A 26486-nucleotide genomic window follows, 5' to 3' on the forward strand; every position below is an offset into this window, starting at 1 on the left:
CCGCCTGTTTTCAGGGCAGCTGCCGTTCCAGCAGCGGAATCTGCCTGCGCGGCGAGGGCAGGGGCTCGGCCTGCGCAATGGGACGCCTGGGCATGGCGCCCTGGGCGCCGGCAACCCTGAACACCTCGATGGCATGGCGCAAGTGCGCGCCGCGCGTGCGCAGATTGTCCACCGCCAGGCTGGCCTGTTCCACCCGCGCCGCGTTGCGCTGCGCCGCGGTGTCGGTCTCGGAAATGGTGCGGCTGACGTTGTCGATGCCGGTGTGCTGCTCGGACGAGATGGCGGCGATCTCGTTGACGATCTGCGTCACCTGCTTCACGGATGTCTCGATGTCCAGCATGGCGTCGCCGGCGCGCTCCACGTGGCGCACGCCTTCGGCCACCCGCTGGTTGGATGTCTCGATCAGTTCCTTGATCTCGCGCGCCGCCGTGCCGCTTTTCTGCGCCAGGCTGCGCACCTCGGCCGCCACCACCGCGAAACCCTTGCCGGCGCCGCCGGCCCGGGCGGCCTCCACGGCGGCATTGAGCGCCAGGATGTTGGTCTGGAAGGCGATGCCGTCGATGATGCCGACGATCTCCGAAATCCGCGACGTGCTCTGCACGATGCCCTGCATGGCCTGGACCGCGTCGCCCACCACCTCGCCGCCGCGCCGCGCCACGTCGGTGGCCTGGCCGGCCTTCTGGTCGGCCTCGAAGGCGCTGGACGCGTTCTGCTTCACGGTGGACGCCAGCTGCGCCATGCTGGCGGCCGCTTCTTCCAGCGAGGCCGCCTGGCGCTGCGTGTGCGCCGACAGGTCGGCGTTGCCGTCGGCGATCTCGGCGGCCGAATGCAGCGCGCTCTCGATGCCCTGGTGCACGTCGCGGGTGATGCTGACCAGGCTCTTGCGCATCACTTCCAGCGAGAACTTCAGCGCGCCGATCTCGTCGCGCAGGCTGGCCGGCGGCAGCGGCGTGCTGAGATTGCCCGCCGCGATCTGCCGGGTGAAATCGGTGGCCGTGACCAGCAGGCCGGTGATGGAGCGCGCGAAGCCCCACCCCGAGGCGAAGATCAGCGCCACGCCGGCGGCCAGCAGCGCGCCGGCGGCGGCCAGCTCGCGCGTGTCCATGCTGTCATACAGCGCGGCGATGGCCACGCCGGACGCGCCCAGGAACAGCGCGCAGGCCAGGCAGGCCCAGGCCAGCATGCGCGAGCGCACGCCCGTCAGGCGCCACAGCATCAGCCGCGCCAGCAGGCCGCGCAGCCCGGTGGGCTTGGGCTGGCCCGCGCTCAGGCGAACGCCGCGCGCGCCGCTGCGCAGCCGCGCATAGACCGCCTCGGCGGCCTCGACCTGCTCGCGCGTGGGCTTGACGCGCACCGAGGCGTAGCAGATGGTCTCGCCGCGCTCCATGATGGGCGTGACGTTGGCCAGCACCCAGTAATAGCCGCCGTCCTTGCGCCGGTTCTTGACCACGCCGGTCCACGAATCGCCGCGCTGGATGGTGCGCCAGAGGTCGGCGAAGGCCTCTTCCGGCATGTCGGGATGGCGCACGATGTTGTGGGCCGAGCCCACCAGCTCTTCGCGCGAGAAACCGCTGACCTCAACGAACGCCGGGTTGGCGTAGATGATGCGGCCGCGCGCATCCGTGCGGGAAATCAGATACTGCTCATCGTGCAGCGTGTATTCCTGGTCGTACACCGGCTGGTTGTTGCGCATGCGTCTGTCGTCCTGTGATGGGCGTTGGCGAGTTGCAGCCGGATCATCGGGGACGGACGCCAGGGCGATCTTGATTTAGGTCAAGATATTTGAAAATTATGCAAAACGTAAATGCGCGGAGCGAGGCGCGGCGTGATGTGATGGTCGGCTTTGGGTGCGCGGCAAGGGGCGCGTCCCGGCGGCGCGGTATTGGCGCGCCTCGGACCCTGGAACCGGCGCGCGATGCCCGCCGGTTCAGGCGCGCGGCAGATTGCCGAACGCTTCCAGCGCGCGCAGCCGGCTGCCGGCCAGGTCCACGATGGGCGCGGGGTAGCCGGCGGCCGCGCGCTCCATCGGGCTGGGGTCGTGGATGGCGTCGCCGGGCAGGTGCGCCAGCTCGGGCAGCCATTCGCGCAGGAACACGCCGTCCGGATCGAACTTGCGCGATTGCGACAGCGGATTGAACACGCGGAAGTAGGGCACCGCGTCGGCGCCGGTGGACGCGCTCCATTGCCAGCCGCCGTTGTTGGCGGCCAGGTCGCCGTCCACCAGATGCGCCATGAACCAGGCTTCGCCCAGGCGCCAGTCGATCAGCAGGTTTTTTGACAGGAACATCGCCGTCACCATGCGCAGCCGGTTGTGCATCCAGCCCAGCGCCAGCAGCTGGCGCATGGCGGCGTCGACGATGGGGATGCCGGTCCTGCCTTCCTGCCAGGCGAGCAGGTCCTCGGGCGCGTCGCGCCACGGCACGTGGGCGGTTTCCGGCTTCATGGGCCGGTGCATCGACAGCTCGGGATAGGCGGCCAGCAGGTGCTGGTAGAACTCGCGCCACAGCAGTTCATTGATCCAGGTGGCGATGCCGGCCTTGCCGCTGTCCAGCTCGCCCAGGTTCGCCGCCTGCGCCGCGCGCAGCGCCTGGCCGGCCGACAGCACGCCGGCGGCCAGATAGGGCGACAGGCAACTCGTGCCGGGTCGCGACGGGAAGTCGCGGTCGCCCTGGTAGGACTCGATGGCCTCGTCGACAAAGCCGGCCAGCCGCTCGCCGGCGGCATCCTCGCCGGCGGGCCAGAGCGCGCGCACCGCGTCCGAAGGCGGGTCGAAGCCGTCGAAGCGGTTCGGCAGCGCGTCCGCGCTCCAGGCCGGCGGCGTCTGCGGACGGGGCGCGGCGACTGCCGCCAGCGGCGCGCTGCGCAGCTTCTCGCGGCAGGCGCGCGCATAGGGCGTGTAGACGCGGTAGCACTCGCCCTTGCCGGTCAGCACCGAGCCCGGCGGCAGCAGCGTGCCGCCCTGGTGCAGGGTCCATTCCACGTCGGCTTCGCCCAGCGCGGCGGCCACGGCTTCATCGCGGCGGCGTTCGTTCAGGCCCCACTCCGCGTTGGCGTGGACCCGCGCGATGCCGTGGTTCGCGCAGAAGCGCGCGATGGCATCCGGCGCCTCGCGCCAGTCGTTCACCGTCAACAGCTTCAGGGGGATGCCCAGGGCCTGCAGGTCGCGCGACAGCGCATGCAGGTTGCGCAGCCAGAAGTCGACCTTGGCCGGCGCGTCGCCATGCAGTTTCCATTGTCCGGGCGCTGCGAGGAACAGCGCTGTGACCGTGCCGTCACGCGCGGCGGCGGCCAGGGCGGGATTGTCGTGCGCGCGCAGATCGGTGCGCAGCCAGAACAGCGTATGCATGGGACGTTCCAGGGCGTAGGGGCGTGGGTTCATGCCGGTCCGCGGCAAGGCTGGCATTCTATCCCGCGCGCGCTTCGGTTCGCCGCCAGCGCGGCGGCCTGGCAGCCGATGTAAAAACTACGAGCAGATGTGACCGGCCGATCGGGCGCGATGCACGCGGGCGGCGGTATCTGGTCAAACCATGAAACACGCTCGCGCCGTTCGCGTATTGACGGACCTGACCTTGGGCAATGTAATCGGAACGACGACCACCGCAAGATGACTGACGCCATGGGAAATCTGATGGACCTCCGCCCGTCCTTCCTGAAGGGACGCTCCTCCTCCGGCAGCACATCGCGCAATGTCCTGCAGGCGCTCTGGCAAGCGGCCGGCATGCCCGATGAAGCGTTGGCGCAGGTGTCGCTGACCGGCGCCGATCCCGTCCTGCCTTCGTCCTTCGTCGTCGGACAGGCGGCGCAAACCAGCATGGCTGCCGCCGCGCTGGCCGCCGCCGAGATCTGGCATCTGCGCGGCGGCGCGCGTCAGCAGGTCAGCGTCGACATGCTGCACGCGGCCCAGGAATGCCGCAGCTACTTCCGTATCAACGGCGTCACGCTCGATCCGTTCGACCCGATCACGGGCGCCTATCGCTGCGGCGACGGCGGCTGGGTCCGCATCCACGCAAACTTCCCCCACCACCGCGACGGCGCGCTGGCCCTGCTGGGCTGCCCGCCGGGAGAAGGCACGACCCGCGCGGCCGTCGAGCGGGCGCTGGCGCGCTGGACCGCCGTCGATTTCGAACAGGCCGCCGCCGACGCCGGCATGGTGGTCGCCGCGATGCGCAGCTTCGACGAATGGGATCATCATCCGCAAGGGCAGGCCGTCGCCGCGCAGCCGCTGTTCACGCTGGAACGCATCGGCGAGGCCGATCCGCGTCCCTTGCCCAAGTATGGTCAGGATCCGCGCCCGCTCACGGACATCCGCGTGCTGGACCTGACCCGCATCATCGCCGGCCCGGTCTGCGGCCGCGCGCTGGCCGCCTATGGCGCCGACGTGATGCTGGTGAATTCCCCGAATCTGCCGAACATCGACAACATCATCGACACCAGCCGGGGCAAGCTGTCCGTGTTCGCCGACCTGGACACGGCCGATGGCCGCATCGCGCTGGGCAACCTGCTGCGCAGCGCGCATGTGTTCGTGCAGGGCTACCGGCCCGGCGCCATGGCGGCGCAGGGCTTCGGCCCGCAGGACGCGGCGCGCATCCGGCCGGGCATCGTCTATGTGTCGCTGTCGGCCTACGGCGAACATGGCCCCTGGGCCAGGCGCAGGGGCTTCGACTCATTGGTGCAGACCGCGTCCGGCTTCAATCATGCCGAGGCCCAGGCCGCCGGGCAGCCGACGCCCAAGCCGCTGCCCATGCAGATCCTGGACCACGCTTCCGGCTATCTGATGGCCTTCGCCGCGCAGGCCGCGCTGGCGCGTCAGGCCACCGAGGGCGGCAGCTGGCATGTGCGCGTGTCGCTGGCGCAGACCGCGCACTGGCTGCGCGGCCTGGGTCGCATCGAGGGCGGGCTGGTCACGCCCATGCCGGCCATCGATGCCTACCTGCAAACGGAAGCGTCGGGCTTCGGCGAACTGGTCGCCTTGCGCCACGCCGCGCAGTTCTCGCGGACGCCGGCGCGTTGGACCCGGCCGTCCTGTCCGCCGGGCACGCATCCCACGGTCTGGCCCTGGGCCTAGCCTGACCGCACGCCGCCGCTTGCCTTGCGGCGGCCAGATGCGCTCAGAGCTTGCCGGCCTTCCACTCACGCAACGCGCGCAGCGTGTTGGCGACATGGTGTTCGGGACTCATGTCGGTGTACGAATACAGCACCTTGCCGGCCGGCGAAATCACATAGGACACGCGCTGGGCCATCTCGGGCCGGCGGTCGTGCACCGCGTCGTAGGATTTCATGATCTTGCCGTCGCCATCGGCGGCCACGGCGAACTTGCCCCGGCATTCGCTGACCGAGAACTTGTTCAGTGTGTCGATGTTGTCGGTGGACACGCCGATCACCGTCGCGCCCAGCGCCTTGTATTCATCGGTCGCCTCGGCGAAGTTGTGCGCCTCGATCGTGCAGCCCTGCGTGAAAGCGGCGGGGAAGAAATACAGCACCACCGGCCCTTGCTTGAGCGCCTCGTTCAGCTTGAAGGCATAGACCTGCCCGCCCAGCGAGGCCTGCGTGCTGAAGTCCGGCGCGGGCGCGCCGGCGGGCAGCGCGGCGTGGACGGCGGGGCTGGCGAGCAAGCCGCAAAGCAGCAGGCGGGCGACGAGGCGATTCATGGCGAACTCCGGAAGCAGGATGTAAGGAAGGGGCGCGTCGAGCACGGCGAGCCGGAGTCACTGTAGCGTCGCGCGCGGCCAGGGTCCAGCGCCTGGCCGCGAAGCCGGACGGGGCTTACTCCCTGCCGCGCCGTTCGCCGCCGCCGCGTTCCTCGCCGTGCCGTTGTTCCGGCGGCCTGGATGGATGCGGCGCGCTGGCCGCCGGCTGCGGACGGGGCGCTTCCATGCGCGCGGGCGGCGGACGGGGGGCTTCGACGCGCGCCGGCTGCGGGCGATCGTGGCGCACGGGTTGCGCCAGATTGTCGGGGCCGTGCTCGGGCCGCTGCATGCGCGGCGATGCCCCGGGCGCGCCCTGGGCTTGCGGGGCGGCCGCCGGCGCCTGGAACTGCGGCCGGGGATTGGGCGAGGCCGTCGGTCCCTGCGCGGGGCGATCGTTGTTGTGCTGGCCTGGCTGGCCGTTGCCGCCTGGGCGCTGCGCAGGGGCGGCGGGCCCCTGGTTGAAGCCGGCGGCGTTCAGGCCGGCCGGATTGGGCCGGCCGGCTTGCGGCGCGCCGGGGTTCGGTCCGCCTCGATTCGGCCCGCCCGCATTCGGCCCTCCAGCATTCGGCCCTCCAGCATTCGGCCCGCCCATGGGGCGCTGTCCCGGGCCGGCATTCGGCGCGCCGCCGGGACGCGGTCCCGCGCCCGGCGCCGGGCCATGGTCCACGAAGGCCTGCGGCGGGCGGCCCTGGTTGTGCTGGAAGAACTGCCCACGGTCGGCGCCCGCCGAGCGCGCGAAGTTGCGCTGCGCGGCGGTGGGCGGAATGTGGGCTTCGTTGCGCGCGGCGGCCTCGCGCGGGTCGGCCATGCGCCGGATGCCGTTCGGACCGCCGTTGTAGCTGATGCGGCGGTTGTCGATGTTGTTGACCACCACATTGTGCGTATACACATTGGTGATGTGGGTGACGTTCACATTGGTCACGGCACGGTTGTAGAAGTAGCGGTCGTGATCCCAGTAGCCGCCCACGAAACCGATGCCGATATAACCGAAGCCGTAGTTGATGCCGCCGTAGAAGCCGATGTGCGGCCCCCAGTAGCCGGCGTGCCACAGATAGATGCCGTCCACGAAACCCCAGTAGCCCGGCGTCCACAGCGCGCCGGTGTATGGCGCCAGCACCCAGGCGCCCGGCACCCAGAAATAGCCGTTGCGGTTCAGGCTCCAGTAGCCGGGCACCCAGATATAGCCGTCGGCGGGCGGCGGCGGCTGGGTGTAGACGGGCAGGGGCGGCGGCGGGGTGGGGCTGCGGTCCACCGGCGCCAGATTGGCGTTGGCGGGATCCGACGCGTCATAGGCGGGGGCGGCCGGGGCCGGGGGCGCCGCTGGCGGCGGATAGGCCTGGGCCAGGGCGGCGGCGCTGACGGTCAGCGCGGCCAACGCGGCCAGCGGTTGGAAGAGCCTGATTCTTTGCATGGCGTTCATGGCATTTCCTGGCTCGGCGGGGATGGGGACCGTCAGCGGTAATAGTAGTGCGGATAGGCCGGATAGGCCGGATAGTAGTAGCCCGGGTGGTAGTAGCCAGGATGGTAGTAGTACGCCGGCCGCGCCGGCACCACCACGCATCCTGACAACATGCTGGCGAGCGCCAGCGATAGCAATAGGGTCCTTTTCATGTTGCGGCTCCTGGCGAGCGCCCGGCGCGGTCGACGCCTTTTTTGCGCTCGCAGGAGTTAGGCTGGCGCGCGCGGCCGGCGTTCAGCGCTGTAATCGTTCCGAAACAGCTTTCGCGTGACCGATGTTTGCGGGCTGGTGACGGGCGGTGTCGGGCGTTGCCGGGTGTGCGCGGAAGGCGTTATTTGTGACCTTGTGTCGATTCCAGGGCCGTTGATTCGTCGTGACAGAGGGCCCGTCGGGCCCGCCAACCGGAGAACAGCATGCGCAAGCTCGTCGTTTCGACTTTCATCAGCCTGGACGGCGTGGTCCAGGCTCCCGGCGGACCGCAGGAAGACACCAGCGGCGGCTTCCCCTATGGCGGCTGGATGGTGCCATATGCCGACGAGATCATCGGCGGCCATGTGCGGAACCTGATGGCGGCTCCGTTCGAGCTGCTGCTGGGCCGCCGGACCTATGACATCTTCGCGGGCCACTGGCCGCATATACCGGCCGATTCACCCACCCGCCATCTGGCTGACCGCCTGAACGGCGCGACCAAGCATGTGGCCACGCACCGGCCCGAGGCGTTGCCCTGGCGCGGCAGCCAGGCGCTACGGGGCGATCTGGTCGACGCGGTGCGCGCGCTGCAGCGCCAGGACGGCCCCGACCTGCTGACCTTCGGTAGCAGCGACATGGTGCGCCAGCTGCTGGCGGCGGGCCTGGTGGACGATCTGTGGCTGCTGGTCTATCCGGTCATGTTCGGACGCGGCCGGCGCATGTTCGGCGATGATGCGCAGCCGTCGGCGTTCAGGCTGGCGCACGCGGGCAGCACGTCGGGCGGCGTGTTGCTGACGCGCTATCTGCGCGAGGGGCAGCCGCCGCGCACGGGGTCGTTCGATACCGTCGCCTGACGATGCATCCGTATCGGCGCTGATGCGAGCAAATATTCAGCTCTGAGTCAGGATCGTCGCCCGCATCCGCGGCTATTTCTTCTTGCGGCGGGTGGGCGCGCTGTCGGCGTAGTCGCGGCCGATGGCTTCCAGCCCGGCGATCGCGAAGCGGCTCAGGTGGTCCACCAGCGTCTCGGCGGGCATTCGCAGCATCGCCTGCACCGGCCCGGGAACGCCGCGCCGGCCGATCTGCAGCAACAGGCAGGGCGCGATGACGCTGAGCAGGCAGCGTTGCAGCGCGGGATCGTCCTGGGGAATGCCGCTGATGTCGCTGGCGATGGCCATGACCACCGCGATCTTCCGCGGGATTTCGGACTCGAACAGCACCTGGATATGGGAGGAGGGCGCGAGTATTTCCGCCGTCAGCACGCTGATGTGCCAGTTCTCCGCGCCGCTCAGCGCGTTCCCGACCAGATGGCCGATCACCGCGCGCAGCTTGTCCGTCGCGGCCAGCCGGCTTTGCGCCAGCCGCTGCAGGTCGGCCACGTCCATCAGGCGGCGGTGCGCCTCGGCCAGCACGGCCTGGTAAAGCCCGCTGCGGCTGCCGAAGTGATAGTTGATCGAGGCCAGGTCCACCTCGGCGCGCGCGGCGATGGCCTTGCTGGCGGCTTCGGCGTAACCATGGGCGGCGAACAGTTCGCCGGCCGCCTCGAGTATCCGTGCGCGGGTCGCTTCGCCGTCAGGGCGTGGCGCGCGGGCTGCCTTCTTCATGAATCCTGAATTCCTGCTGTGTTGGGGTACGCCGCAATTTTGCGCGACGTTGACTTTAAATTCAATTTAAATTTAGAATTTATTCGTCGACCCGACCCCAACGCCGAACGCGAACCGCCCGCCACCGCCCGGCCCCCCGGGAATCCCCACCATGAAAAAGCCCATCATCCTCATCGCCGCCGTCGCGGCCCTGTCGCTTGCCGCCTGGGGCGGCTGGCGCTACAGCCAGCGCGACAGCGGCGGCGATCTCGTCTACTACGGCAACGTGGACATCCGTCAGATCTCGCTGGCCTTCGACGGCAATGGCCGCGTGCAGGAACTGCGCGCCGAAGAGGGCGACCGCGTGCGGGCCGGCGCCGTGCTGGCCGTGCTGGACACGCGCACGCTGGCGCTGCAGGCCGATCAGGCGCGGGCGCAGATGGACGCGCAGCAACAGACGCTGCTGCGCCTGCGCAACGGCTCGCGTCCCGAGGAAATCGCCCAGGCGCGCAGCCGGCTCGTCGCCGCGCAGGCCGACGCGGCGCGTGCCCAGCAGGACCTGGCGCGGCTGCGCGGCATCGCCGCCAACACGCAAGGGCGCGGCGTCAGCGCCCAGGACATGGACCGCGCCCGCAGCGCCGCGCAGGTGGCCCAGGCCCAGGCGGACGAACAGCGCGAAGCGCTGCGCCTGGCCGAGGCAGGCCCACGCAAGGAAGACATCGCTGGCGCCGAGGCCCAGTTGCAGGCCACGCAGGCCCAGCTGGCGCTGCTGCGGCACCAGATCTCGCAGGGCGAACTGAAAGCGCCCGCCGACGCCGTGGTGCGCTCGCGCCTGCTGGAGCCGGGCGACATGGCCACGCCGCAGCGGCCGGTCTACGCGCTGGCGCTGGCGCAGCCCAAGTGGGTTCGCATCTACGTGGGCGAGGCCGACCTGGGCAAGGTCAAGCCGGGCATGGCGGCGCGGGTCCAGACCGACAGCCAGCCCGACAAGCCCATCGCCGGCAAGGTCGGCTACATCTCGTCGGTGGCCGAGTTCACGCCCAAGGCGGTCCAGACCGAGGAGCTGCGCACCAGCCTGGTCTATGAAGTGCGCGTGCGGGTCGACGACCCGCAAGATGCGCTGCGCCTGGGGCAGCCGGCCACGGTGCGCATGGCCGCGGACGCCGCGCAATGAACGAGGCCAGCGCCACGGTGGTCGCCGAGCGCCTGCGCAAGACCTTCGAAGCGCCCGGCGGCGGCCCGCTGCGGGCGGTCGACGACGTGTCGCTGCGCATAAGGCCGGGCGAGCTGACCGCGCTGGTCGGCCCGGACGGCGCCGGCAAGACCACGCTGCTGCGCATGCTGGCCGGGCTGCTCAGGCCGGACGACGGCGCGCTGCGGGTGCTGGACATCGACGTGACGCGCGACCCGCAGGCGGTGCAGGACCGCATCAGCTACATGCCGCAGCGCTTCGGCCTGTACGAGGATCTGAGCGTGCAGGAGAACCTGGACCTGTACGCCGACCTGCACGGCGTGCCGCAGGCGGCGCGCCGCGAACGCTATGCCCGCCTGCTGGAGATGACCGACCTGGCGCGCTTCAGCGGCCGCCCGGCCGGCAAGCTGTCCGGCGGCATGAAACAGAAGCTGGGGCTGGCCTGCACGCTGGTGCGCTCGCCGGACCTGCTGCTGCTGGACGAGCCCAGCGTGGGCGTCGATCCGCTGTCGCGGCGCGACCTGTGGAAGATCGTGCAGCAGCTGATCGACGACGAGAACCTGAGCGTGATCGTCAGCACCGCCTACATGGACGAGGCCGAGCGCTGCGCCCAGGTCTTCGTCATGCACCAGGGCCGCCTGCTGGCCGAAGGCGCGCCGGCCCGCCTGACGGCGCGCGCGCGCGGCCTGACCTTTACCGCCACGCCGCCGCCGGACACGCCCGCGCGCGATTTGCAGGCGCGCCTGATCGACGCCGACGCGCTGATCGTGGACGCGGTGCCCAAGGGCGGCGCGGTGCGCTACATCCGCCAGCCGGACGCGGATCCGCGCGCGCTGGACGCGCTGCTGGGCGGCGTCGCGCACCAGGCGCGGCCGGAAGAGCTGGAAGACGCGTTCATGATGATGCTGCGCCAGCACCAGGATGCCTGCGCGTCCGCGCCGCGTATGGCGCACGGCCGGGCGGACGACATGGCGCAGGCCACCGCGCCCGCCAGGAACGGCGGCGACGGCCCGGTGATCGTGGTGCGCGACCTGGTGCGCCGCTTCGGCGATTTCACCGCCGTGGCCAGCACCTCGTTCGAGGTGGCGCGCGGCGAGATCTTTGGCCTGTTGGGGCCGAACGGCGCCGGCAAGACCACCACCTTCCGCATGCTGTGCGGGCTGCTGCCCGCCACCAGCGGCCATCTGGAAGTGGCGGGCCTGAACCTGCGCACGGCCCGCGCCCAGGCGCGCGGGCGCATCGGCTATGTGTCGCAGAAGTTCGCGCTGTACGGCAACCTGACCGTGCGCGAGAACCTGGAATTCTTCGGCGGTGCCTACGGCCTGCGCGGCCAGGCCCGGCGCCAGCGCGTGGCCGCGATGGTGGACCAGTTCGGCCTGGACCCCCGGGCGGTCAGCGGCCTGCTGCCCGGCGGCTACAAGCAGCGCCTGGCCATGGCGGTCGGCCTGCTGCACGAGCCGGAGATCCTGTTCCTGGACGAACCGACCAGCGGCATCGACCCGCTGGCGCGGCGTGCGTTCTGGCGCGCCATCACCGCGCTGGCGCAAAGCGGCGTCACCATCGTCATCACCACGCACTTCATGGAAGAGGCGGAATACTGCGACCGCATCGCCATCCAGGACGCGGGCCGCATGCTGGCCCTGGGCACGCCGCGGGCGGTGCGCGCCCAGGCCGGCGGCGCGGGCGCGGCCGACATGAACAGCGCCTTCATCGCCATCGTCGAACAGGGCCGCGCCCGCGCCGCCGGAGGCCAGGCATGAGCGGGTCCGGATTCCCGCGCCGCTTCCTGGCGCTGCTGCGCAAGGAAGTGCGGCAGATGCTGCGCGACAAGAGCAACATGGCCGTGGGCCTGCTGCTGCCCGCCGCGCTGATCCTGCTGTTCGGCTACGGCCTGTCGTTCGACGTCAAGCACGCGCCGCTGGCCGTGGTCATGGAAGACGCCTCGCCCGGCGCGCGCGAGGCGGTCCAGGGGCTGTGGGGCACGGCCTACCTGGCGCCGTCCTGGAGCGCCAACATGCCCGAGGCCGAGGCGCGCCTGCGCGCGGGCGAGGTCGACGCCATCGTGCGCGTGCCGCCGGATTTCTCGCGCCGCCTGGCGGCGGGGCAGGGCGGCGGCGCGCGCGTGCAGCTGGTGCTGAACGGCAGCAACTCCACCACCGCGCAGACGCTGGAAGGCTATGTCGGCGGCGCCATCGGCCTCTGGTCCCAGCGCCAGGCCGAGCGCGCCGGCGGCAAGCCGGCCGGCGCCGGCGTCGAGGTGGTGCAGCGCATGTGGTTCAACGAGGCGGGCATCAGCACCTGGTACCTGGTGCCCGGCCTGCTGGTGCTGGTGCTGACCCTGATCGGCGCCTTCCTGACCTCGCTGCTGATCGCCCGCGAGTGGGAGCGCGGCACGCTGGAATCGCTGTTCGTGACGCCGGTGCGTCCGGGCGAGCTGGTGCTGGCCAAGCTGGCGCCGTACCTGGCCATCGGCGCCATTGATCTGCTGCTGTGCCTGCTGGCGGCGCGCTTCCTGTTCGAGGTGCCGATGCGCGGCTCGCTGCTCATCATCTTCCTGGGCTCGATGCTGTACCTGACCGTCTCGCTGCTGCTGGGGCTGTTCATCTCGGGCGTCACGCGCAACCAGTTCCAGGCCAGCCAGATCGCGCTGCTGACCAGCTTCATGCCGGCGATGATGCTGTCCGGCTTCGTGTTCGACCTGCGCAACGTGCCGGCGGTCGTGCGGGCCGTGAGCTACGTGCTGCCCGCCACGCACTTCATGGGCCTGATCAAGACGCTGTTCCTGGCCGGCAACGACTGGCCCACCATCCTGCGCAGCTCGGCCATCCTGTGCGGCTACGCGCTGGCGCTGGCCTGGGCGACCCGGCGCACGCTGAAGAAGAAACTGGACTGATCCATGCCTGCCCTCATCGCAACCCTGGCCCAGATCGGCGCGCTGATCCTGAAGGAACTGCTGGCCATCATCAAGGAGCCGTCCAGCCGCGTCATCCTGTTCGCGCCGGCGCTGATGCAGGCGCTGCTGTTCGGCTACGGCGCCACCTACGACCTGAACCACGCGCCCTACGCGGTGCTGGACCAGAGCCGTAGCGCGGCATCGACCGAACTGCTGGCGCGGCTGGACGGCGCCGGCGTCTTCACGCGCGCGGCCACGCTGACCTCGTCCGACCAGATCGCGAGCCAGATCGACGCCGGCAAGGCGCTGATGGTGATCAGCATTCCCGCCGACTTCCAGGACAGGCTGGCGGCCGGGCAGCGCGCGCCGCTGCAAGTCATCCTGGACGGCCGCAATTCCTCGACCGCCGGCGTCGCCGGCGGCTACCTGGCGTCCATCGTGGCCGACTTCAACGCGCGGCACGGCGCCCAGGCCCCGGGCGTGGCCGTGGAACGGCGCGCCTGGTACAACCCCAACCTGGAATCGCGCTGGACCCTGATGCCCGGCCTGATCGCCGCGCTGAGCATGCTGCAGACCCTGCTGCTGGCCGCGCTGTCGGTGGCGCGCGAGCGCGAGCAGGGCACCTTCGACCAGCTGCTGGTCACGCCGCTCACGCCCATGCAGATCCTGATCGGCAAGGCGCTGCCGGCCATCCTGGTGGGGCTGATCCAGTCCACCATCATCTTCCTGATCATCCGCTTCTGGTTCCAAATACCGATGAACGGCTCGGTGTGGCTGCTGTACTTCGGGCTGCTCAGCTTCAACATCGCCGTGGTCGGCGTGGGGCTGTCGATTTCCGCGCTGTCGAACAGCATGCAGCAGGCCATGCTCTACACCTTCCTGGTGATCATGCCGCTGATGCTGCTGTCCGGCCTGCTCACGCCCGTGCGCAATATGCCCGAGGCGTTGCAGCTCGCCACCTACGTCAATCCGCTGCGCTTCGGCATGAACATCGTGCGCGGCGTCTACCTGGAAGGCGCGGGCTGGCGCGAGATCGGCGTCGACTTCATTCCCTTGCTGCTGCTGGCCGCCGTGACGCTGCCCCTGGCCGCGTGGCTGTTCCGCAACCGCATGTCCTGACATCGAGTATCGCCATGTCCGATTCATCCCATTCTTTTCGGCGCGTTTTTCCGTGTTCCCCGCGTCTCGTTCTGACCGCCTGCGCGCTGGCGCTCGCGCTGGCCGGCTGCGCCGTGGGGCCGGATTTCACGCGGCCCGAGACGGCGGCGCCCGACGACTGGAACAGCTGGCGCAGCGCCGACGACGCGCTGCGCGCGCCGCTGGCGGCCACGCCGGCGTTGCCCTCGCAATGGTGGCTGGCGTTCGGCGACCCCGTGCTGAACCAGTTGCAGCAGCGCGCCGTCGCCGCCAGTCCCGACCTGCGCACCGCGGCGCTGCGCTATGCGCAGGCGCGGGTCCAGCGCGGCGTCGTCGCCGCGCAGCGCGCGCCGGAGATCGACGCCAGCGGCGGCATCACGCGCCAGCGGCAGAGCGAGTACGGCGCCGGCACCCGCATGATCGACGCCATCGGCGGCGACCGCGAGACGCTGGCCAAGGCCCTGAGCGAGCCTTTCACGCTATATCAGGCCGGCTTCGACGCGTCCTGGGAACTGGACCTGTGGGGCCGCGTGCGCCGCTCCATCGAGGGGGCGGACGCCGACGTAGTCCGCCAGGCCGCGCTGCTGGACCTGGCCCGGCTGACGCTGGCCAGCGACCTGGCGCGCAACTACTTCGAACTGCGCACCGCCCAGCGCCAGATCCGGCTGGCGCGCGAGGACATCGCCGCGCTGGAAGACCGCATGCGTATCCTGGCGGCGCGCGCCCGGGGCGGCACGGTGGGCCAGCTGGACCTGGAGCAGCAGCGCGCCGACTTGGCCGATACCCGCGCGCAACTGCCGCCGCTGCTGGCGCAGGCGGCGGCCAGCATCAACCAGATCGCGCTGCTGTTGGGCGAGCGGCCGGGGGCATTGCGCGACGAGCTGGCGGATCAGGAGACGGGCGCGGGCATCAACATGGACAGGGGCAAAGGCGCGGGCAAGAGCACCGCCACCGGCGCGCCGGCCTTGCCCGACCTGGCGTTGGGCCTGCCTTCCGAGGTCGCCCGGCACCGGCCCGACATCCGCGCCGCCGAAGCCAGGCTGCACCGCGCCACCGCCAACATCGGCGTGGCCCTGGCCGACCTGTATCCCAGCATCCGCCTGGGCGCGCATCTGGGCCTGGAGTCGTACCTGAGCGGCGAGTTCTCGGACTGGGGCAGCCGGGCCTGGTCCATCGGCCCCAGCCTGAGCCTGCCGCTGTTCGACCATGGCCGCCGCAAGAGCGTGGTGGAACTGCGCAAGCTGGAGCAGCAGGAAGCGGCGGTCGATTTTCAGCAGACCGTGCTCAAGGCCTGGCAGGAGATCGACGACGCGCTCAACGCCTACACGGCCGAACGCCAGCAGGCCCGGCAGCTGGCCGAGCGCGCGCGCAGCGCCGGCGACGCCTGCAAGCTGGCGCTGGCGCGCTACGAGGGCGGGGCGGTGGACTACACCGTGGCGCTGGACAGCCAGCGGCGCTATCTGCAGGCGCGGCGCGACCTGGCCGCCAGTGTAGGGCGGCTGGCCACGCGCTATGTGACGGTCAACAAGGCCATCGGCAATGTGCCGCGCGACGAGGCCGTCGGCAGCGCGCCGCCCGACGCGTCGCCGGCGTCCGCCCAGCCCTAGTGTGCTGTCCCGCTCAGGCAAAGCGGCCGAGCAGCGCCTCGGCCGTGACCACCATGCAGTATTCGCCGTCCAGGTTGGCCAGCGACATGGCATGCACCTCGTCCGCGCCGCGTGGCGCGCCGTTCCAGTCCTTGCGCCCGAAGGTGAAACAGCCGTCGGCCACCAGCCAGGTCTGAAAACCCAGGTTGCCGGCCATGCGCACCGTGGCCTCGACGGAGTTGTTGGTGATGACGCCGGCGACGACCAAGGCGTCGTGGCCCGCGTCGCGCAGCCGCTGTTCCAGGCCGGTGCCGATGAAGGCGTTGTTGGTCTGCTTGCCGATGACCGGCTCGCCGGCCGCCGGCAGGGATTCCGGCTTGAAGGCATGCCCCGGCTGGCCCGGCCGGTAGTGCGATTGCGGATGCGTGGAATCATGGCGCACATGCCACACCGGCCAGCCCTGGCCGCGCCAGTGCGCCAGCAGACGCGCGATCTGCGCCTCGGCCTGGGGATTGTTGCGCTGGCCCCAGCTGGGATGATCGATGGCCTGCTGCAGGTCGATCAGCAGCAGCACGGCGCCGGGCGCGGGAAGCGAGGACGACATGGGTGGACTCAGTTCGTGGAAGTGGGTTCGGCCGTGCGCGAGGCCTGGCTGGGCATGCGCTCGACGGCCAGCGTGCCGGGGCGGTCCGGCGAAGGGCGCAGCACCACCGCATGGTTCGGCCCGCCCGCGCCCAGGTTGGGCAGGTCGGCCGGCCGCGCCGCCACGGCCTTGAAAGGGCCGCCGCCGCTGGCGGGCACGCCGTCCAGCGTCAGGTTGGCCGCCCACGCGCCGCCGTGGCGCGACAGCACCTGGTAACGCTGCGGCGCGCCGGCGGCGCGGGCGACGATGTACACCGTGTCGCCGATCACGCTCATCGCGGGCGGCGATGCGGCCAGGGCGTCCAGCTTCGCCGGCTTGCCACGCTCGACCAGCCAGAGCGCGCCCCCGGGTCGTTCCAGAATCGCCAGCATGACATTGCCCCGCGCGTCCACGCCCACGGCCGGGCGGCCGATATACGGCACGCCCAGGTCGGCCGGCTCGCTCCAGTCCATGTTCGTATCGCTGGTGTCGCCGGCCTCCACCAGCCGGATCAGATGATTGTCGCCACGCTGCCGGAAATACAGCTCGACGCGCCGCTCATGGTCGCGGATCGCCGCCAGCCCGCCCGCCGCCTGCGGCGCCGGCACGCGCCGCCAGTCCTGCCACGCGGGCGCCTTGCCCTTGGGAGCCGGCAACTGGCGCGTGTAGTACAGCGCGCCCGTCGAGGTGGCGGCCAGGATCACATAGCGCCCGTCGGCGGCGCGCGCCGCGGCCGGCGAGCCGGTCACGCCGTCCAGCGCCGGCAGGGCCTGCCACGAACCCCAGCTGCCGTCGATGCCCGACGGCGCGATCCAGTGCAGTTGGTCGTCGTAGCCCAGCGCCACGGCGGCCGCGTCGCCCTGCGGCGCCACCACCGGAATCTGCGCCACGCGCATGCCGCCCAGCGCCTGCCAGCCTTGCCAGGTGCCGTCATGGCGCTGCTTGTTGGCCCACACGCCGCCCAGCGGATCGCGCGCCATCAGGCCCGCCGTGCCGTCGGCATGGGTATAGCTGACCAGCGGCCCGTTGGTGCGGCCGCCCAGACTCTGCCAGCGGCGCTGGCCCGAGTCCCAGCGATTGACGGCCGCATTGGTCTCGCCGGCGGCGAACACCACCAGCCCGCCGCGCCCGTCGGCGTAAAGCTGCGGCGTGATGTCCTGGCGCGATACGTAATAGGCGCGCTGCACCCAGGCGGCGGCCGGGCCGGCCGGCTCCTTGCAGCCGCTGGGGCCGGCGCAGTAGTGGTAGTCGTTCCAGGCGTAGTGCTGGAAGATCACCGACTTGCCGGCGATCTCGGCCGGGTCCAGGTTGCTGGCGCGTTCCTGGCTGGGGTAGTCGATATAGCCGGCCTCGGCGTAATTGCCGGGCACGCGCAGCATGGCCTCGCGCACCAGCCGCGCGCTGGCGATATGGTCGGGATGGCCGTGTCCCGCGCAGCGCCAGCACAGCTGCGTGTAGGGCACGCTGATGGTGTCGTCCAGGTGGCGCACCGTGGTCGGCGCGTACTGGCGGATCAGGTCGGCCAGCGTGTCGACCAGATCGGGGCGGGTGTAGCGTTCGGCATGCGGGCCCAGCGTGTCGGCGCTCTGGCCGGGCTCGGACTCGACGCGGCTCAGCGGCGTCAGGCTGCCCCAGCCCTGGCCCAGCCAGGGATCCTTCAGGCGCATGTGCCACAGCTGCACGCGCGGGTTGCCCTTGAGCGTGAAGCGCGCGATCGTGTGCCCGCCGGCCACGGCCGTGTCTTCCGTCCATTCATCGGGCTGATGCGCCATGTAGGCATAGGCCGCGCGCACGCCGCGTTCGCGGCCCAGCATGTAGCCGTCGCCCTCGCCGGCGTCGCTGGCGGTCAGGTAGACCAGCCGCACGCAGCCGCCCGCCTCGACGTTCGAGGCGATATCCGGGTTCATGAACAGCAGGTCGTCGTCCAGGTGCGCGACAAAGGCCAGGTCCTTGATGCCATGGCATTGCGCCAGCGTGGGCGGGGCGGCCGGCGCGGCCAGCGGCAGCAGGCAGGCCAGCGCGCACAGCAGGGCGCGGGCGGCGCGTATCGGCCAGGCCATCGTTGCGGGCATATCAGTCCTTGCGTGACAGGCGGCGCGTCTCCGAAGCGCGTCGGGATCGGCGGACGCCGGGCTGGGGTCGAAGTGGGGAATTGTAGTGCGGCCGGATGACGGGCCCGTGCGGGAAGCGCCTGCACAACGATCCTGGCGGCAGAGCACGGCGCGCATTGCGCGACCGAGGCCGGACTGCAAGTCCTGGCCCGTGCGGCAAGTCGTGCCGCGCCGGGCGTCCATCCAAGCGCTCGAATGGGTTCTTGCCTACCGTGGGAAAACCCCGAGTCCGCAATGCTTGCGCGGAATATTCTCGAATCCGATAATTTTCCTATTCGAGAATTATTGCGTCGCACCCGTGCAAGGACGGCAGGCCCGCTTCCGCGTGCCTGCGTGCCACTAGCCGCGCCCAGGCGCCGACGCATGCCCGCGAGCCGTGCCGAACCGGCGTCTGCGCGCCATCCGTGAACAACGGACGGCACGCAAACCCCGGGGACAGCCCGCCACGCTCTCGGGCGCCCGCAGCGCATCAGTACATACCTATAAGTACATACACAAGTACAAACCGGAGACATGCATGAGCGCGTTCAAGGAAATCAGCAAGATTGCCGGCGCCTTCGTCGGCGTGATCGTCGGCGCGGGCTTCGCCTCGGGCCAGGAGATCCTGCAATTCTTCACCAGCTTCGGCGTCTACGGCCTGATCGGCTGCGTGGTCGCGGGCCTGACCTTCGTTTTCCTGTCCATGGTCTTCTCGACCCTGGGCCAGCGCCTGCGGGCGCAATCGCACAAGGAAGTCGTCCAGGCCCTGCTGGGCCGGCACCTGGGCATGGTGTTCGACCTGCTCATCACCTTCTTCCTGTTCGCCATCACGGTCGTGATGCTGGCCGGCGCCGGCTCGCTGTTGCAGCAGTGGCTGGACCTGCCTGAAGTCTGGGGCAGCGTTCTGGCCACCATCGCCACCGTGCTGATCGTGTGCCTGGACGTGCGTCAGGTCATCGCCTTCATCGGCGCCGTCACGCCGCTGCTGGTGTTCCTGACCGTCGTGGTCGCCGCCTATGTCGTCAGCACCCCGCACGCCAGCCACGACGTGCTGCTGGCCGCCGCGCAACAGCAGCCGCGCGGCGCCAGCCAGTGGCTGGTGGCCGCCTTCCTGTACGTGTCCTACAACATCGTCGCCGGCATGCCGTTCCTGGTCATCATGGGCGGCCAGGCCAGCTCGCGCCGCAACGCGCTGTGGGGCGGCGTCCTGGGCGGCGTGCTGCTCGGCATCCTGATGCTGCTGATCGGCGCCGCCATGTACCTGCGCATCGACACCCTGGGCGGCGTGTCCATGCCCATGCTGGCGCTGGCCACCCAGATCTCGCCGGGACTGGGCCACCTGATGTCCCTGGCCATCTTCGGCATGATCCTGAACACCGCCGTCGGCATGCTGTACGCCTTCGTCGCCCGCATCCTGCCGGCCGGCGGCACGCCGTTCCGCCTGGGCACCAGCGTCGCCGGCATCGCCGCGCTGGCCGGCAGCTTCGTCGGCTTCATCAAGCTGGTCGGCGTGGTCTATCCCATCTACGGCTACATCGGCTTTCTGCTGATGGGCTGCACGCTGGTGTGCTGGCTGCGCTCGGCGCGGCCGCGCGCCATCGCATGAGGCAGGCAGGGGCCCCGTCCGCCCGACGGGCCCCGGCAAGCCCCGGCCGGCCATACGGTGTTCGATACCCCTGCGCGCGCGGACCGGGTATCGTCATGGCGCACAAGATCGCATAGCCACCGTATTCAACCGACCAAGGAACGCAAGATGCTTCGTCCCGGAATCACCCTGGATAATTTCCTCGAACGCCAGCGCGGCACGCTGCCCGACACCTACGGCGTGCGGCCGCTGGCCCTGTCCGAAGGACGCATGAGCATGGAAATGACCGTCGCGCCCTGGATGATGGCGCCCAATGGCTACCTGCACGCCGCCAGCCTGGTCATGCTGGCCGACACCTGCGCCGGCTACGCCACCATGGCGCACCTGCCCGAAGGCGCCAAGGGCTTCACCACCTTGGAACTGAAATCCAACTTCCTCGGCACCGCCCGCGAAGGCGTGCTGAGCGTGGAAGCCATCGCCGACCACATGGGCCGCACCACGCAGATCTGGTCCGCCAACGTGCTCGACGCCACCGGCCGCAAGCTGGCGCTGTTCCGCTGCTCGCAGGTCATACTCTGGTGATCGTTGGATAATGCCGTCCGTGGGCGACGCGCCGAATGACGCCGCGCCGCTCGCCACCATCGACGATCACTGTTCCCGGCACACGGCGCGCGCCGCCGGTCCGCCCGGGAACACAGGAGCGCAAGGCATGACGCTGAAAAAGAAAGGGAAGTTCTGGTACGGCACGACGCAGGAAGACCTGCGGACGGAAATGCGCCGCTACAGCGCCGACAACGTCTACGAGGCCACCCGCTACGCCGCCTCGGCCTGCGCCTGCGGCGGCAAGACCTTCACGCTGGACACTGACGAAGACGCCGGCGTCGCGCTGCGCACCTGCACTGCCTGCGGCAACGAACACTACATGGGTGATAGCGCCAGCTACGCGGACGAGGCCGAGCCGGCACGCCACCCCTGCGTGTGCGACGGCGAAGTGTTTGAACTGCTGTCGGGCGTCGCCCTGTATGAAGACAGCAATGACGTGCGCTGGTACTACATCGGCTGCCGCTGCGCGCAGTGCGATCTGGTCGGCGTCTTTGCCGACTGGAAATGCGAGGCCGGGGACGCCGACGCATTCCTGGCGGCGGTCTGACGCGCAGCCGCCGCCGCGCCGCTCAATGAAGCTGGTCTGAGCCTTCGGGCTGCAATCCCGACAGGGCATTCCAGTCGGGATCCTTGTACGTGCGCAGCTGCAAGGGATAGGCCGGATGCCCCGCCATGCAGGCGTTGAACGCGTCCAGGAAGGCCTCGACGTCGTGGGTGTAGTAACGCCATTCCTTCTGGTGATTGCCGGTCAGGCACGCCACCTGCACGCCGATGGGGGAGTCTTCGAAGCCCTTTTCGATAGCCTCTTCGAAATTGTTGGTGTGCTGCTTGTCTTCCTCATTGGGCATGCCGGATTCGACGCCCTGGTACGGCCAGGAGATGATGATCAGATTGTCATTGGCCTGACGCGCGGACGCTGACGGCAGCCCGGTACGAAAACGAACGATGACCGACAGGCCGTCGATCCGGGCTTCGCCTACCGACCACAGATCGCCTGGAAAAATGCTGCTCATGAAGAAGATTCCTGTGTGGATGCCGGACCGATGTGGGGCGGCGGTTGTTGCTGGGACAAGCTTGCGCGGATGGTTTTGAGGACGGGCAGGACGTATGCCGGGCCGATTCTCGCGGCGTCTCGACGTAGCGTTCGGCGGATGGCGCTCTCAAGGAAAGCCAGAGCCGTCTTGCGGAATGAGCGTCGCGATATCGCCCGCCATTTCTACCGTCGTCCGGGACCTGGGCGTAGCTTGTCTTCAAATGTCGAACAACGCGAGAGTCTATCGCATGCAGGTTGCGATGATGGATGCGCGGCAGGCTTGATGCGCCGGAACAGGGCGCGGGTTGGGTGTGCGATTGATTGCCTGCCGGCAATCTGGCTAGGGATACCGGCAGGCGTTTGCTACGACTAGGCGGGTCTTATTGAATGACCGCGGGCGCGGCATGCTGCGCCGCGCCGGGCTCCGCGGCTGCGTCGAGCGCGCGGGCCTGTTCCAGCATGGTCTCGGTCAGGACGCCCAGGTGCTCGCACAGGCATTCCACGCCGCCCATCAATGAGGCGACGGTCCATGCGTCCAGAGGCTGCGCGCCGGTGGCGTCGGGCTCGGCGGCGCTATTGCCGACCATGCGGGCGATGGTCTCGATGGCGTTGCGGGCGCGGTCGATGTGATGGAGCGGGGCGAGGGGGATCAGGCCGAGTTCTGGGTCGGTGGGGATGGACCAGGGGTTTTGAGTGAGGGGGTGGGATTGCATGACAAGCTCCGGTAGTGCTTGGAGTCCGCTATGCCTGGGGCCGTCCTTGGGGACGTGCGGAGACAAGCGGACATGAAAAAGCCGCCATTTGGCGGCCGTCCACCTGTGGCCTTTCCGGCTTCCATCCCGGACTACCGTTTTGTGCGGTAGTGGGGGGAGTATAGGGGAGGTGGGGAAGGGGGATTCGAGGAATCGGACGGGGTTACGTTCTGGGTTGGGCAGAGTGGGTATGGCAGGTGTCTGGGTTGTCTATTGTCGACCCTGAGCGGTCGCTCGCCCTAAGCCCTATCCTTGATTCGGCGAACGCGCGCCAGCGCGCGCAGCACGGGAGGGTTCTCGATGCCAGGCGGTATGTAGGGATCGTCGTCCGGTCGTAGCGCCATCACATCGGGATCGTTGTCGCTAACCTCCCACGCCTGCCTGACGTGAAGTTCGTGCATGGGGATCGGTTTGACCGGGATAGGGATTGGCTGGCCGCGCCTCCCTGGAAGATGAAACGGCACAAGCAGAAACGAGCCCGCGTGGGCATAGGCTCCAAGGAAAGCATCAAGATGCACGCTAGTTTTTGGATACATGCGGTTGTTGCGAGTGACATGGCCGAACAGCTGCCAGCCTTTCTGCTCGTCCCCGAAATGCATTGGCGGGCCGATCGACACGCAATAGGCATTGGGATCTTTGTTATCGACGCCACGCAGGATGGTGATCCGCAAATGCTCGGTGCCATCGTCGCTGCCGATGCGCGCATGCCAGCCGGTAAAAATTTCTTCAGCGGCTTCACGGTTTTCGAAGGAGAGGCCGAGAAACGGAATGTCGTCACATGGCGCGGGCAGGTATATGAAGGCTGAGCCGTTCCACTGCGCCCGGTTCCACGTCTCCACGTCGATCGGAGAGCGCACTTCATAAGCAGTATGCGGCATCTCCTTCATGTCGAAGCTGCCAAGCGGCGGCTCGCCTTCACCAAAGACCGGCGGGCCTGCGGGACGCTCGTATCCAGTAGGCGTCCAAGCTTGGGTGCGTTGATCGGGATAGAGAATGGGCTCTTGCTCAGCGAGGGCTAGCGGTACGGGGATGCCCTTGCCGAAGACGTTGCGCGTCATCAACGGCACGTTGCAGAAGATGAGCGCACGGTCGAACACCCGCTCTTCGACGGCAAGTTGCTCAAGCCATTGCTGGGGGTCGGCGAAGCCCATCATGCGGCCAACGATCAGGGCGAGTGTCTGATGGCAAAAATTTCGGAAGGCTTGGGCGTCTTCCCGCGACTCACCTGCAAAGCTCGGGCTGTAGGTTATGACGCCAATGGAGGAGCCCCGCGCGCTCTCGAATCGGATCGAGGGCGCGGCGATATGCGCCACATCCGCAGTCACACGCACGGTCAACCTGTCGACGTTTGGCAGCACCCGCGCGCCGAGGCTTGTGGCGACGAAGCTCTCGATCACACCAAGTATCGTTTCCGCGATCTGTATTCCCTGCACATCTGCGTCTGTCTCAAAGGTCAGCTTAACGCCGAGGATGCGGGCTGAGAGCACGCGCATGTCATCAAGGGTCAACTTCGGCGTCGTTCGGATGCCGTGTTCCGGGCCGGCATCCCATAGCGCTTGGATGAGGGCCTGCATTTCGTTATCGCCGAAATCTGGCGGAATCGAGCCTTCTTCTCGTAGTTGGTCGAGCCGACCAAGCAGGAACAGCACCGGCATCCGCGCTTCAAACAACGCATACTGATCAAGAATATCAGGCAGACGCGTGAGGTCTTCTCGCCGCTTGAACGGCGTTCTGATCAGCAACGCGCTCATTAGCATCGCGTTGCCATGGCGGCACCGATCAACGGCTTCGTCGTTTATCCCACGTGCGTTTTGAACGATTAGCTCGAGCTGATGTGCGAGTATGGCGTAGCCTACCCGCCCAAGAGATAGTTCCATACGCATAAGTCCGTGCAGCATCGCGGGGCTAATTGAGCCCAGACTGCCGTCTACCATAGTGCCCGCCGTTACCTGATGGCTGATGACGGAGAGTGCGCAGACCCGCGCCGCCCACCATAATCCGACCTTGTCGTACGCCATAGCAAGGCCACCCAGCGCGAGCATCAGCTCGCGTTCAAATTCTTTCTTCACAAGGCGGTCGATCGCCTTGCCGAACCAGCGGATCGCCTCATAGGGTTCGCCTTGCTCCAGCTTCTGATGGCCACGGGTCACCAACATGGTCGCCGCTTCGCCCTCACCTGTTCGCTGTGCCTGCACTTCTGCGATGGCGGAAAACAGCGTGTCGAAAGCGCCACTGTCCTTGATACAAGTTCCAAGCTCCGTGAGCGAATCCGCGAGCTGTTCGAAAGGAAACGTGCCGTATCCGTCGGCGCCGGCGACCACTTCGCGAAGCGCCACCCAGATATCGTCCATGGGCTCATCGGGGTGCTCATGGCGGCGATTGATCATCTCGACGAACAGTTGTAGCGATCGGGCATGCAGCGCACTGTTGGGCCGAGTCTTATCGGCCGCGATATCGGCGAGAACTTTCGCGAGCGTGACTTTACGCTCCGAGATCTTGGCCTGCGTTTCGTCCAGGGCGCCGGCGAGTACGGCCATGCGCAGCACGGACCACAGGTTTGTCAGCTTGGAGGCCAGTTCTACGTGTCCTAGGTCCACAACCAAGTCTGCGGCATCACCGTACAGCTCTGACAGAAGGTCGAAGTCGTCGAACCAGAAGTTCGCTGTCCACGCCCAGTTATAGACGATCTTGTATTCGAGCAGATGGTTTCCCGCCTTCCGTGCGACGCGGCGGGCCTGCGTAAAACGCCCCTCAACTTCAGAGCGGGGTCGTTCAAGGCCACGGGCCGCAAGCGCGGCCTCCAGCATGTCTTCAGCGATAAGGGTCGGCACTCGGGACGTATCCGCAATCTGCGCGTCCAGCGTCTCAAGCTCTTTGATGCGCACTTGGTCACGTGGGCCGGTTTCAGTGGTTTGGCGCTTAAGCTCGTCGCTCATGCCGAGGGCGGTCACGGCAAGCGGCGCGCGCCCGTGCTCGAACACGCACTCCAGAATCCAGGCCTGATCAAGGATGGTGACAGGCACGCCATACTCTTTCAGGAGCGCCAACTCGATGTCGGCCCGGTCTTTCGCGCGCGCATTGCGGCTCGTGATGAAGTAGATTTTGGTGTAGCCGCGATCTGTCTCGGCTATCTTTTTAATGTCGCTGCGAACCTTGCCCTTCCACTGTTCCTTGGCGCTGATAGCAAACGCCCAGCGTTCAGACGCGGCCTCTAGCTGCCCTATGTACCAGCGGTCGGAAATCTCCGGGCTGACTTCGTAGGTTTCAGTGTCAACCTTGCCATCTCCTCCGCCACTGGGGCCAGTGTTTGGACGTAAATTTGGGCAGATTTCGACGGCGGCCAGCTTGCGTGCGAATTTCTCGAAAACATTCTCTTCATTGCGCGCCGTGATCGTATCCAGGTGGTTTGCCAGCACTTCCCGTGTGAGCGCGAATTCTGTGCCGCCGCGTGTGTCTGAAAACAGGTATGGGCGCCGCTTCCGCATAAAGCTGGACGGCGTATAACGCGGGCTGTCTTCGGGTAGATCGTCTGTCATGTGCACAAATATAGAGCACGCCGGATAAGCCAGACAAATCGTGCACCGCGCTAATGCGATGTAAATTGGGAACATTATGACGCTTTACTGGGAGCCTACGCATCTGGAATGCGCTCGCAGATATTTTCTCAAGCATTGCGTGCTTAGGAGTTTTCGCCGAGTTGCGGCGCGAGTAGGCCTCCGCTTAAGGCTCGTCGTCGAGCGGCTCTACCCCATAGTCATTTCGGTCGAAATGCCGTCAAGCGCCCGTTTAGGCTGTATCTCCGGCGGAGCCGCCTTTACTCCCCGGGTTCTGCCGTGTCGCGCTTCGAAAGCCCGCTTCTGGTCGATAACTGACGATAGTGGTGGAACGCTCCGCCCAGTTCAAGATGATGACCAATCTGGGAGCGGAGGGAGGCTAAAGTGTAGATAGTATCCAGCATCCCTCGTCGTGCTGCGAGCAATGGTCATTTCTGGTCTGGAGGGGCCACACCGCCACATTCTCAAAGCTAGCCTCAAACCACGTATGCGCGGGAAAAGCTGGAGCCCCCCCGCGCCAT

General features: G+C 68.3%; 21 protein-coding genes. 10 read left to right on the forward strand and 11 right to left on the reverse strand.

Annotated features, from left to right (window positions below; genetic code table 11):
• Positions 1 to 10 precede the first annotated feature (10 nt).
• A complete protein-coding gene (locus tag ACEU5R_RS09520; protein ID WP_103274132.1) occupies positions 11 to 1693 on the reverse strand; it encodes a PAS domain-containing methyl-accepting chemotaxis protein in 1683 nt (560 codons plus the stop codon).
• A 234-nt stretch (positions 1694 to 1927) separates the two neighbouring features.
• Positions 1928 to 3346 carry a deoxyribodipyrimidine photo-lyase gene (gene phrB, locus ACEU5R_RS09525; RefSeq protein ID WP_392409962.1) on the reverse strand — a complete coding sequence of 473 codons (1419 nt, stop codon included), beginning with the start codon at positions 3344 to 3346 and terminating at the stop codon, positions 1928 to 1930.
• A gap of 270 nt (positions 3347 to 3616) precedes the next feature.
• Here phrB and ACEU5R_RS09530 point away from each other — a divergent pair, with 270 nt between their 5' ends.
• A complete protein-coding gene (locus tag ACEU5R_RS09530) occupies positions 3617 to 5065 on the forward strand; it encodes a CoA transferase (RefSeq protein WP_392409963.1) in 1449 nt (482 codons plus the stop codon).
• 43 nt (positions 5066 to 5108) lie between these two features.
• Here the strand turns inward: ACEU5R_RS09530 and ACEU5R_RS09535 are convergent, their stop codons facing one another.
• From ACEU5R_RS09535 to ACEU5R_RS09545, 3 genes are all read right to left on the reverse strand, one after another.
• Entirely contained in the window at positions 5109 to 5648 is a 540-nt protein-coding gene (locus tag ACEU5R_RS09535; RefSeq protein ID WP_103274135.1) for a peroxiredoxin, read from the reverse strand.
• 115 nt (positions 5649 to 5763) lie between these two features.
• Positions 5764 to 7107 carry an adenylate cyclase gene (locus ACEU5R_RS09540; protein ID WP_392409964.1) on the reverse strand — a complete coding sequence of 448 codons (1344 nt, stop codon included), beginning with the start codon at positions 7105 to 7107 and terminating at the stop codon, positions 5764 to 5766.
• 32 nt (positions 7108 to 7139) lie between these two features.
• On the reverse strand, positions 7140 to 7298 hold the full coding sequence (locus ACEU5R_RS09545) for a hypothetical protein (protein ID WP_392409965.1): 159 nt from the start codon (positions 7296 to 7298) through the stop codon (positions 7140 to 7142).
• Between the two features lie 261 nt (positions 7299 to 7559).
• Between ACEU5R_RS09545 and ACEU5R_RS09550 the strand changes: the two genes are divergently transcribed.
• Positions 7560 to 8189 carry a dihydrofolate reductase family protein gene (locus ACEU5R_RS09550; RefSeq protein ID WP_392409966.1) on the forward strand — a complete coding sequence of 210 codons (630 nt, stop codon included), beginning with the start codon at positions 7560 to 7562 and terminating at the stop codon, positions 8187 to 8189.
• Between the two features lie 72 nt (positions 8190 to 8261).
• Here ACEU5R_RS09550 and ACEU5R_RS09555 read toward each other — a convergent pair whose 3' ends face one another.
• Entirely contained in the window at positions 8262 to 8939 is a 678-nt protein-coding gene (locus tag ACEU5R_RS09555; protein ID WP_392409967.1) for a TetR/AcrR family transcriptional regulator, read from the reverse strand.
• 151 nt (positions 8940 to 9090) lie between these two features.
• Here ACEU5R_RS09555 and ACEU5R_RS09560 point away from each other — a divergent pair, with 151 nt between their 5' ends.
• The 5 genes from ACEU5R_RS09560 to ACEU5R_RS09580 are packed head-to-tail and all read left to right on the forward strand — an operon-like array spanning position 9091 to position 15747.
• On the forward strand, positions 9091 to 10092 hold the full coding sequence (locus tag ACEU5R_RS09560) for an HlyD family efflux transporter periplasmic adaptor subunit (protein WP_392409968.1): 1002 nt from the start codon (positions 9091 to 9093) through the stop codon (positions 10090 to 10092).
• Positions 10089 to 11870, forward strand: a complete 1782-nt coding sequence (locus ACEU5R_RS09565) for an ATP-binding cassette domain-containing protein (protein WP_392409969.1) — start codon at positions 10089 to 10091, stop codon at positions 11868 to 11870. Before ACEU5R_RS09560 ends, ACEU5R_RS09565 begins: the two co-directional genes overlap by 4 nt.
• The gene (locus tag ACEU5R_RS09570) at positions 11867 to 13003 is read left to right on the forward strand and encodes an ABC transporter permease (RefSeq protein WP_392409970.1); all 1137 of its coding nucleotides are present in this window, start codon (positions 11867 to 11869) and stop codon (positions 13001 to 13003) included. Before ACEU5R_RS09565 ends, ACEU5R_RS09570 begins: the two co-directional genes overlap by 4 nt.
• A 3-nt stretch (positions 13004 to 13006) precedes the next feature.
• Positions 13007 to 14122: an ABC transporter permease gene (locus ACEU5R_RS09575; protein WP_392409971.1), complete on the forward strand. Its 1116-nt coding sequence runs from the start codon at positions 13007 to 13009 to the stop codon at positions 14120 to 14122.
• A gap of 14 nt (positions 14123 to 14136) precedes the next feature.
• Entirely contained in the window at positions 14137 to 15747 is a 1611-nt protein-coding gene (locus tag ACEU5R_RS09580; protein ID WP_392409972.1) for an efflux transporter outer membrane subunit, read from the forward strand.
• A 13-nt stretch (positions 15748 to 15760) separates the two neighbouring features.
• Here ACEU5R_RS09580 and ACEU5R_RS09585 read toward each other — a convergent pair whose 3' ends face one another.
• Both ACEU5R_RS09585 and ACEU5R_RS09590 read right to left on the reverse strand, forming a co-directional pair.
• Positions 15761 to 16330, reverse strand: coding sequence for a cysteine hydrolase family protein (locus tag ACEU5R_RS09585; RefSeq protein ID WP_392409973.1), 570 nt, complete (start codon positions 16328 to 16330; stop codon positions 15761 to 15763).
• An 8-nt stretch (positions 16331 to 16338) separates the two neighbouring features.
• Positions 16339 to 18420, reverse strand: coding sequence for a PIG-L family deacetylase (locus ACEU5R_RS09590; RefSeq protein WP_392409974.1), 2082 nt, complete (start codon positions 18418 to 18420; stop codon positions 16339 to 16341).
• A gap of 556 nt (positions 18421 to 18976) precedes the next feature.
• Here ACEU5R_RS09590 and ACEU5R_RS09595 point away from each other — a divergent pair.
• The 3 genes from ACEU5R_RS09595 to ACEU5R_RS09605 all read left to right on the forward strand — a co-directional run bounded on the left by ACEU5R_RS09595 (position 18977) and on the right by ACEU5R_RS09605 (position 21173).
• Positions 18977 to 20044, forward strand: coding sequence for a hypothetical protein (locus ACEU5R_RS09595; RefSeq protein ID WP_392409975.1), 1068 nt, complete (start codon positions 18977 to 18979; stop codon positions 20042 to 20044).
• Between the two features lie 147 nt (positions 20045 to 20191).
• Entirely contained in the window at positions 20192 to 20605 is a 414-nt protein-coding gene (locus ACEU5R_RS09600) for a PaaI family thioesterase (protein WP_392409976.1), read from the forward strand.
• Positions 20606 to 20732: 127 nt separating this feature from the next.
• A complete protein-coding gene (locus tag ACEU5R_RS09605) occupies positions 20733 to 21173 on the forward strand; it encodes a hypothetical protein (RefSeq protein ID WP_103274142.1) in 441 nt (146 codons plus the stop codon).
• A gap of 22 nt (positions 21174 to 21195) precedes the next feature.
• Here the strand turns inward: ACEU5R_RS09605 and ACEU5R_RS09610 are convergent, their stop codons facing one another.
• From ACEU5R_RS09610 to ACEU5R_RS09620, 3 genes are all read right to left on the reverse strand, one after another.
• Entirely contained in the window at positions 21196 to 21639 is a 444-nt protein-coding gene (locus ACEU5R_RS09610; RefSeq protein WP_392409977.1) for a DUF695 domain-containing protein, read from the reverse strand.
• A gap of 400 nt (positions 21640 to 22039) precedes the next feature.
• Entirely contained in the window at positions 22040 to 22372 is a 333-nt protein-coding gene (locus ACEU5R_RS09615) for a hypothetical protein (RefSeq protein ID WP_392409978.1), read from the reverse strand.
• A gap of 278 nt (positions 22373 to 22650) precedes the next feature.
• Positions 22651 to 25947, reverse strand: a complete 3297-nt coding sequence (locus ACEU5R_RS09620; RefSeq protein WP_392409979.1) for a hypothetical protein — start codon at positions 25945 to 25947, stop codon at positions 22651 to 22653.
• Positions 25948 to 26486 lie beyond the last annotated feature (539 nt).

The sequence above is a fragment of the Achromobacter sp. 413638 genome (assembly GCF_043119405.1).
GTDB lineage: Bacteria > Pseudomonadota > Gammaproteobacteria > Burkholderiales > Burkholderiaceae_B > Achromobacter.

Coding starts and splice junctions, on each gene's coding strand:
- ACEU5R_RS09570 (WP_392409970.1), top strand. CDS start 11,867: ATGAGCGGGTCCGGATTCCCGCGCCGCTTCCTGGCGCTGCTGCGCAAG.
- ACEU5R_RS09545 (WP_392409965.1), bottom strand. CDS start 7,298: ATGAAAAGGACCCTATTGCTATCGCTGGCGCTCGCCAGCATGTTGTCA.
- ACEU5R_RS09585 (WP_392409973.1), bottom strand. CDS start 16,330: ATGTCGTCCTCGCTTCCCGCGCCCGGCGCCGTGCTGCTGCTGATCGAC.
- ACEU5R_RS09565 (WP_392409969.1), top strand. CDS start 10,089: ATGAACGAGGCCAGCGCCACGGTGGTCGCCGAGCGCCTGCGCAAGACC.
- ACEU5R_RS09590 (WP_392409974.1), bottom strand. CDS start 18,420: ATGCCCGCAACGATGGCCTGGCCGATACGCGCCGCCCGCGCCCTGCTG.
- ACEU5R_RS09555 (WP_392409967.1), bottom strand. CDS start 8,939: ATGAAGAAGGCAGCCCGCGCGCCACGCCCTGACGGCGAAGCGACCCGC.
- ACEU5R_RS09600 (WP_392409976.1), top strand. CDS start 20,192: ATGCTTCGTCCCGGAATCACCCTGGATAATTTCCTCGAACGCCAGCGC.
- ACEU5R_RS09550 (WP_392409966.1), top strand. CDS start 7,560: ATGCGCAAGCTCGTCGTTTCGACTTTCATCAGCCTGGACGGCGTGGTC.
- ACEU5R_RS09610 (WP_392409977.1), bottom strand. CDS start 21,639: ATGAGCAGCATTTTTCCAGGCGATCTGTGGTCGGTAGGCGAAGCCCGG.
- ACEU5R_RS09595 (WP_392409975.1), top strand. CDS start 18,977: ATGAGCGCGTTCAAGGAAATCAGCAAGATTGCCGGCGCCTTCGTCGGC.
- ACEU5R_RS09575 (WP_392409971.1), top strand. CDS start 13,007: ATGCCTGCCCTCATCGCAACCCTGGCCCAGATCGGCGCGCTGATCCTG.
- ACEU5R_RS09530 (WP_392409963.1), top strand. CDS start 3,617: ATGGGAAATCTGATGGACCTCCGCCCGTCCTTCCTGAAGGGACGCTCC.
- ACEU5R_RS09580 (WP_392409972.1), top strand. CDS start 14,137: ATGTCCGATTCATCCCATTCTTTTCGGCGCGTTTTTCCGTGTTCCCCG.
- ACEU5R_RS09520 (WP_103274132.1), bottom strand. CDS start 1,693: ATGCGCAACAACCAGCCGGTGTACGACCAGGAATACACGCTGCACGAT.
- ACEU5R_RS09605 (WP_103274142.1), top strand. CDS start 20,733: ATGACGCTGAAAAAGAAAGGGAAGTTCTGGTACGGCACGACGCAGGAA.
- ACEU5R_RS09620 (WP_392409979.1), bottom strand. CDS start 25,947: ATGACAGACGATCTACCCGAAGACAGCCCGCGTTATACGCCGTCCAGC.
- ACEU5R_RS09535 (WP_103274135.1), bottom strand. CDS start 5,648: ATGAATCGCCTCGTCGCCCGCCTGCTGCTTTGCGGCTTGCTCGCCAGC.
- ACEU5R_RS09540 (WP_392409964.1), bottom strand. CDS start 7,107: ATGAACGCCATGCAAAGAATCAGGCTCTTCCAACCGCTGGCCGCGTTG.
- phrB (WP_392409962.1), bottom strand. CDS start 3,346: ATGCATACGCTGTTCTGGCTGCGCACCGATCTGCGCGCGCACGACAAT.
- ACEU5R_RS09560 (WP_392409968.1), top strand. CDS start 9,091: ATGAAAAAGCCCATCATCCTCATCGCCGCCGTCGCGGCCCTGTCGCTT.
- ACEU5R_RS09615 (WP_392409978.1), bottom strand. CDS start 22,372: ATGCAATCCCACCCCCTCACTCAAAACCCCTGGTCCATCCCCACCGAC.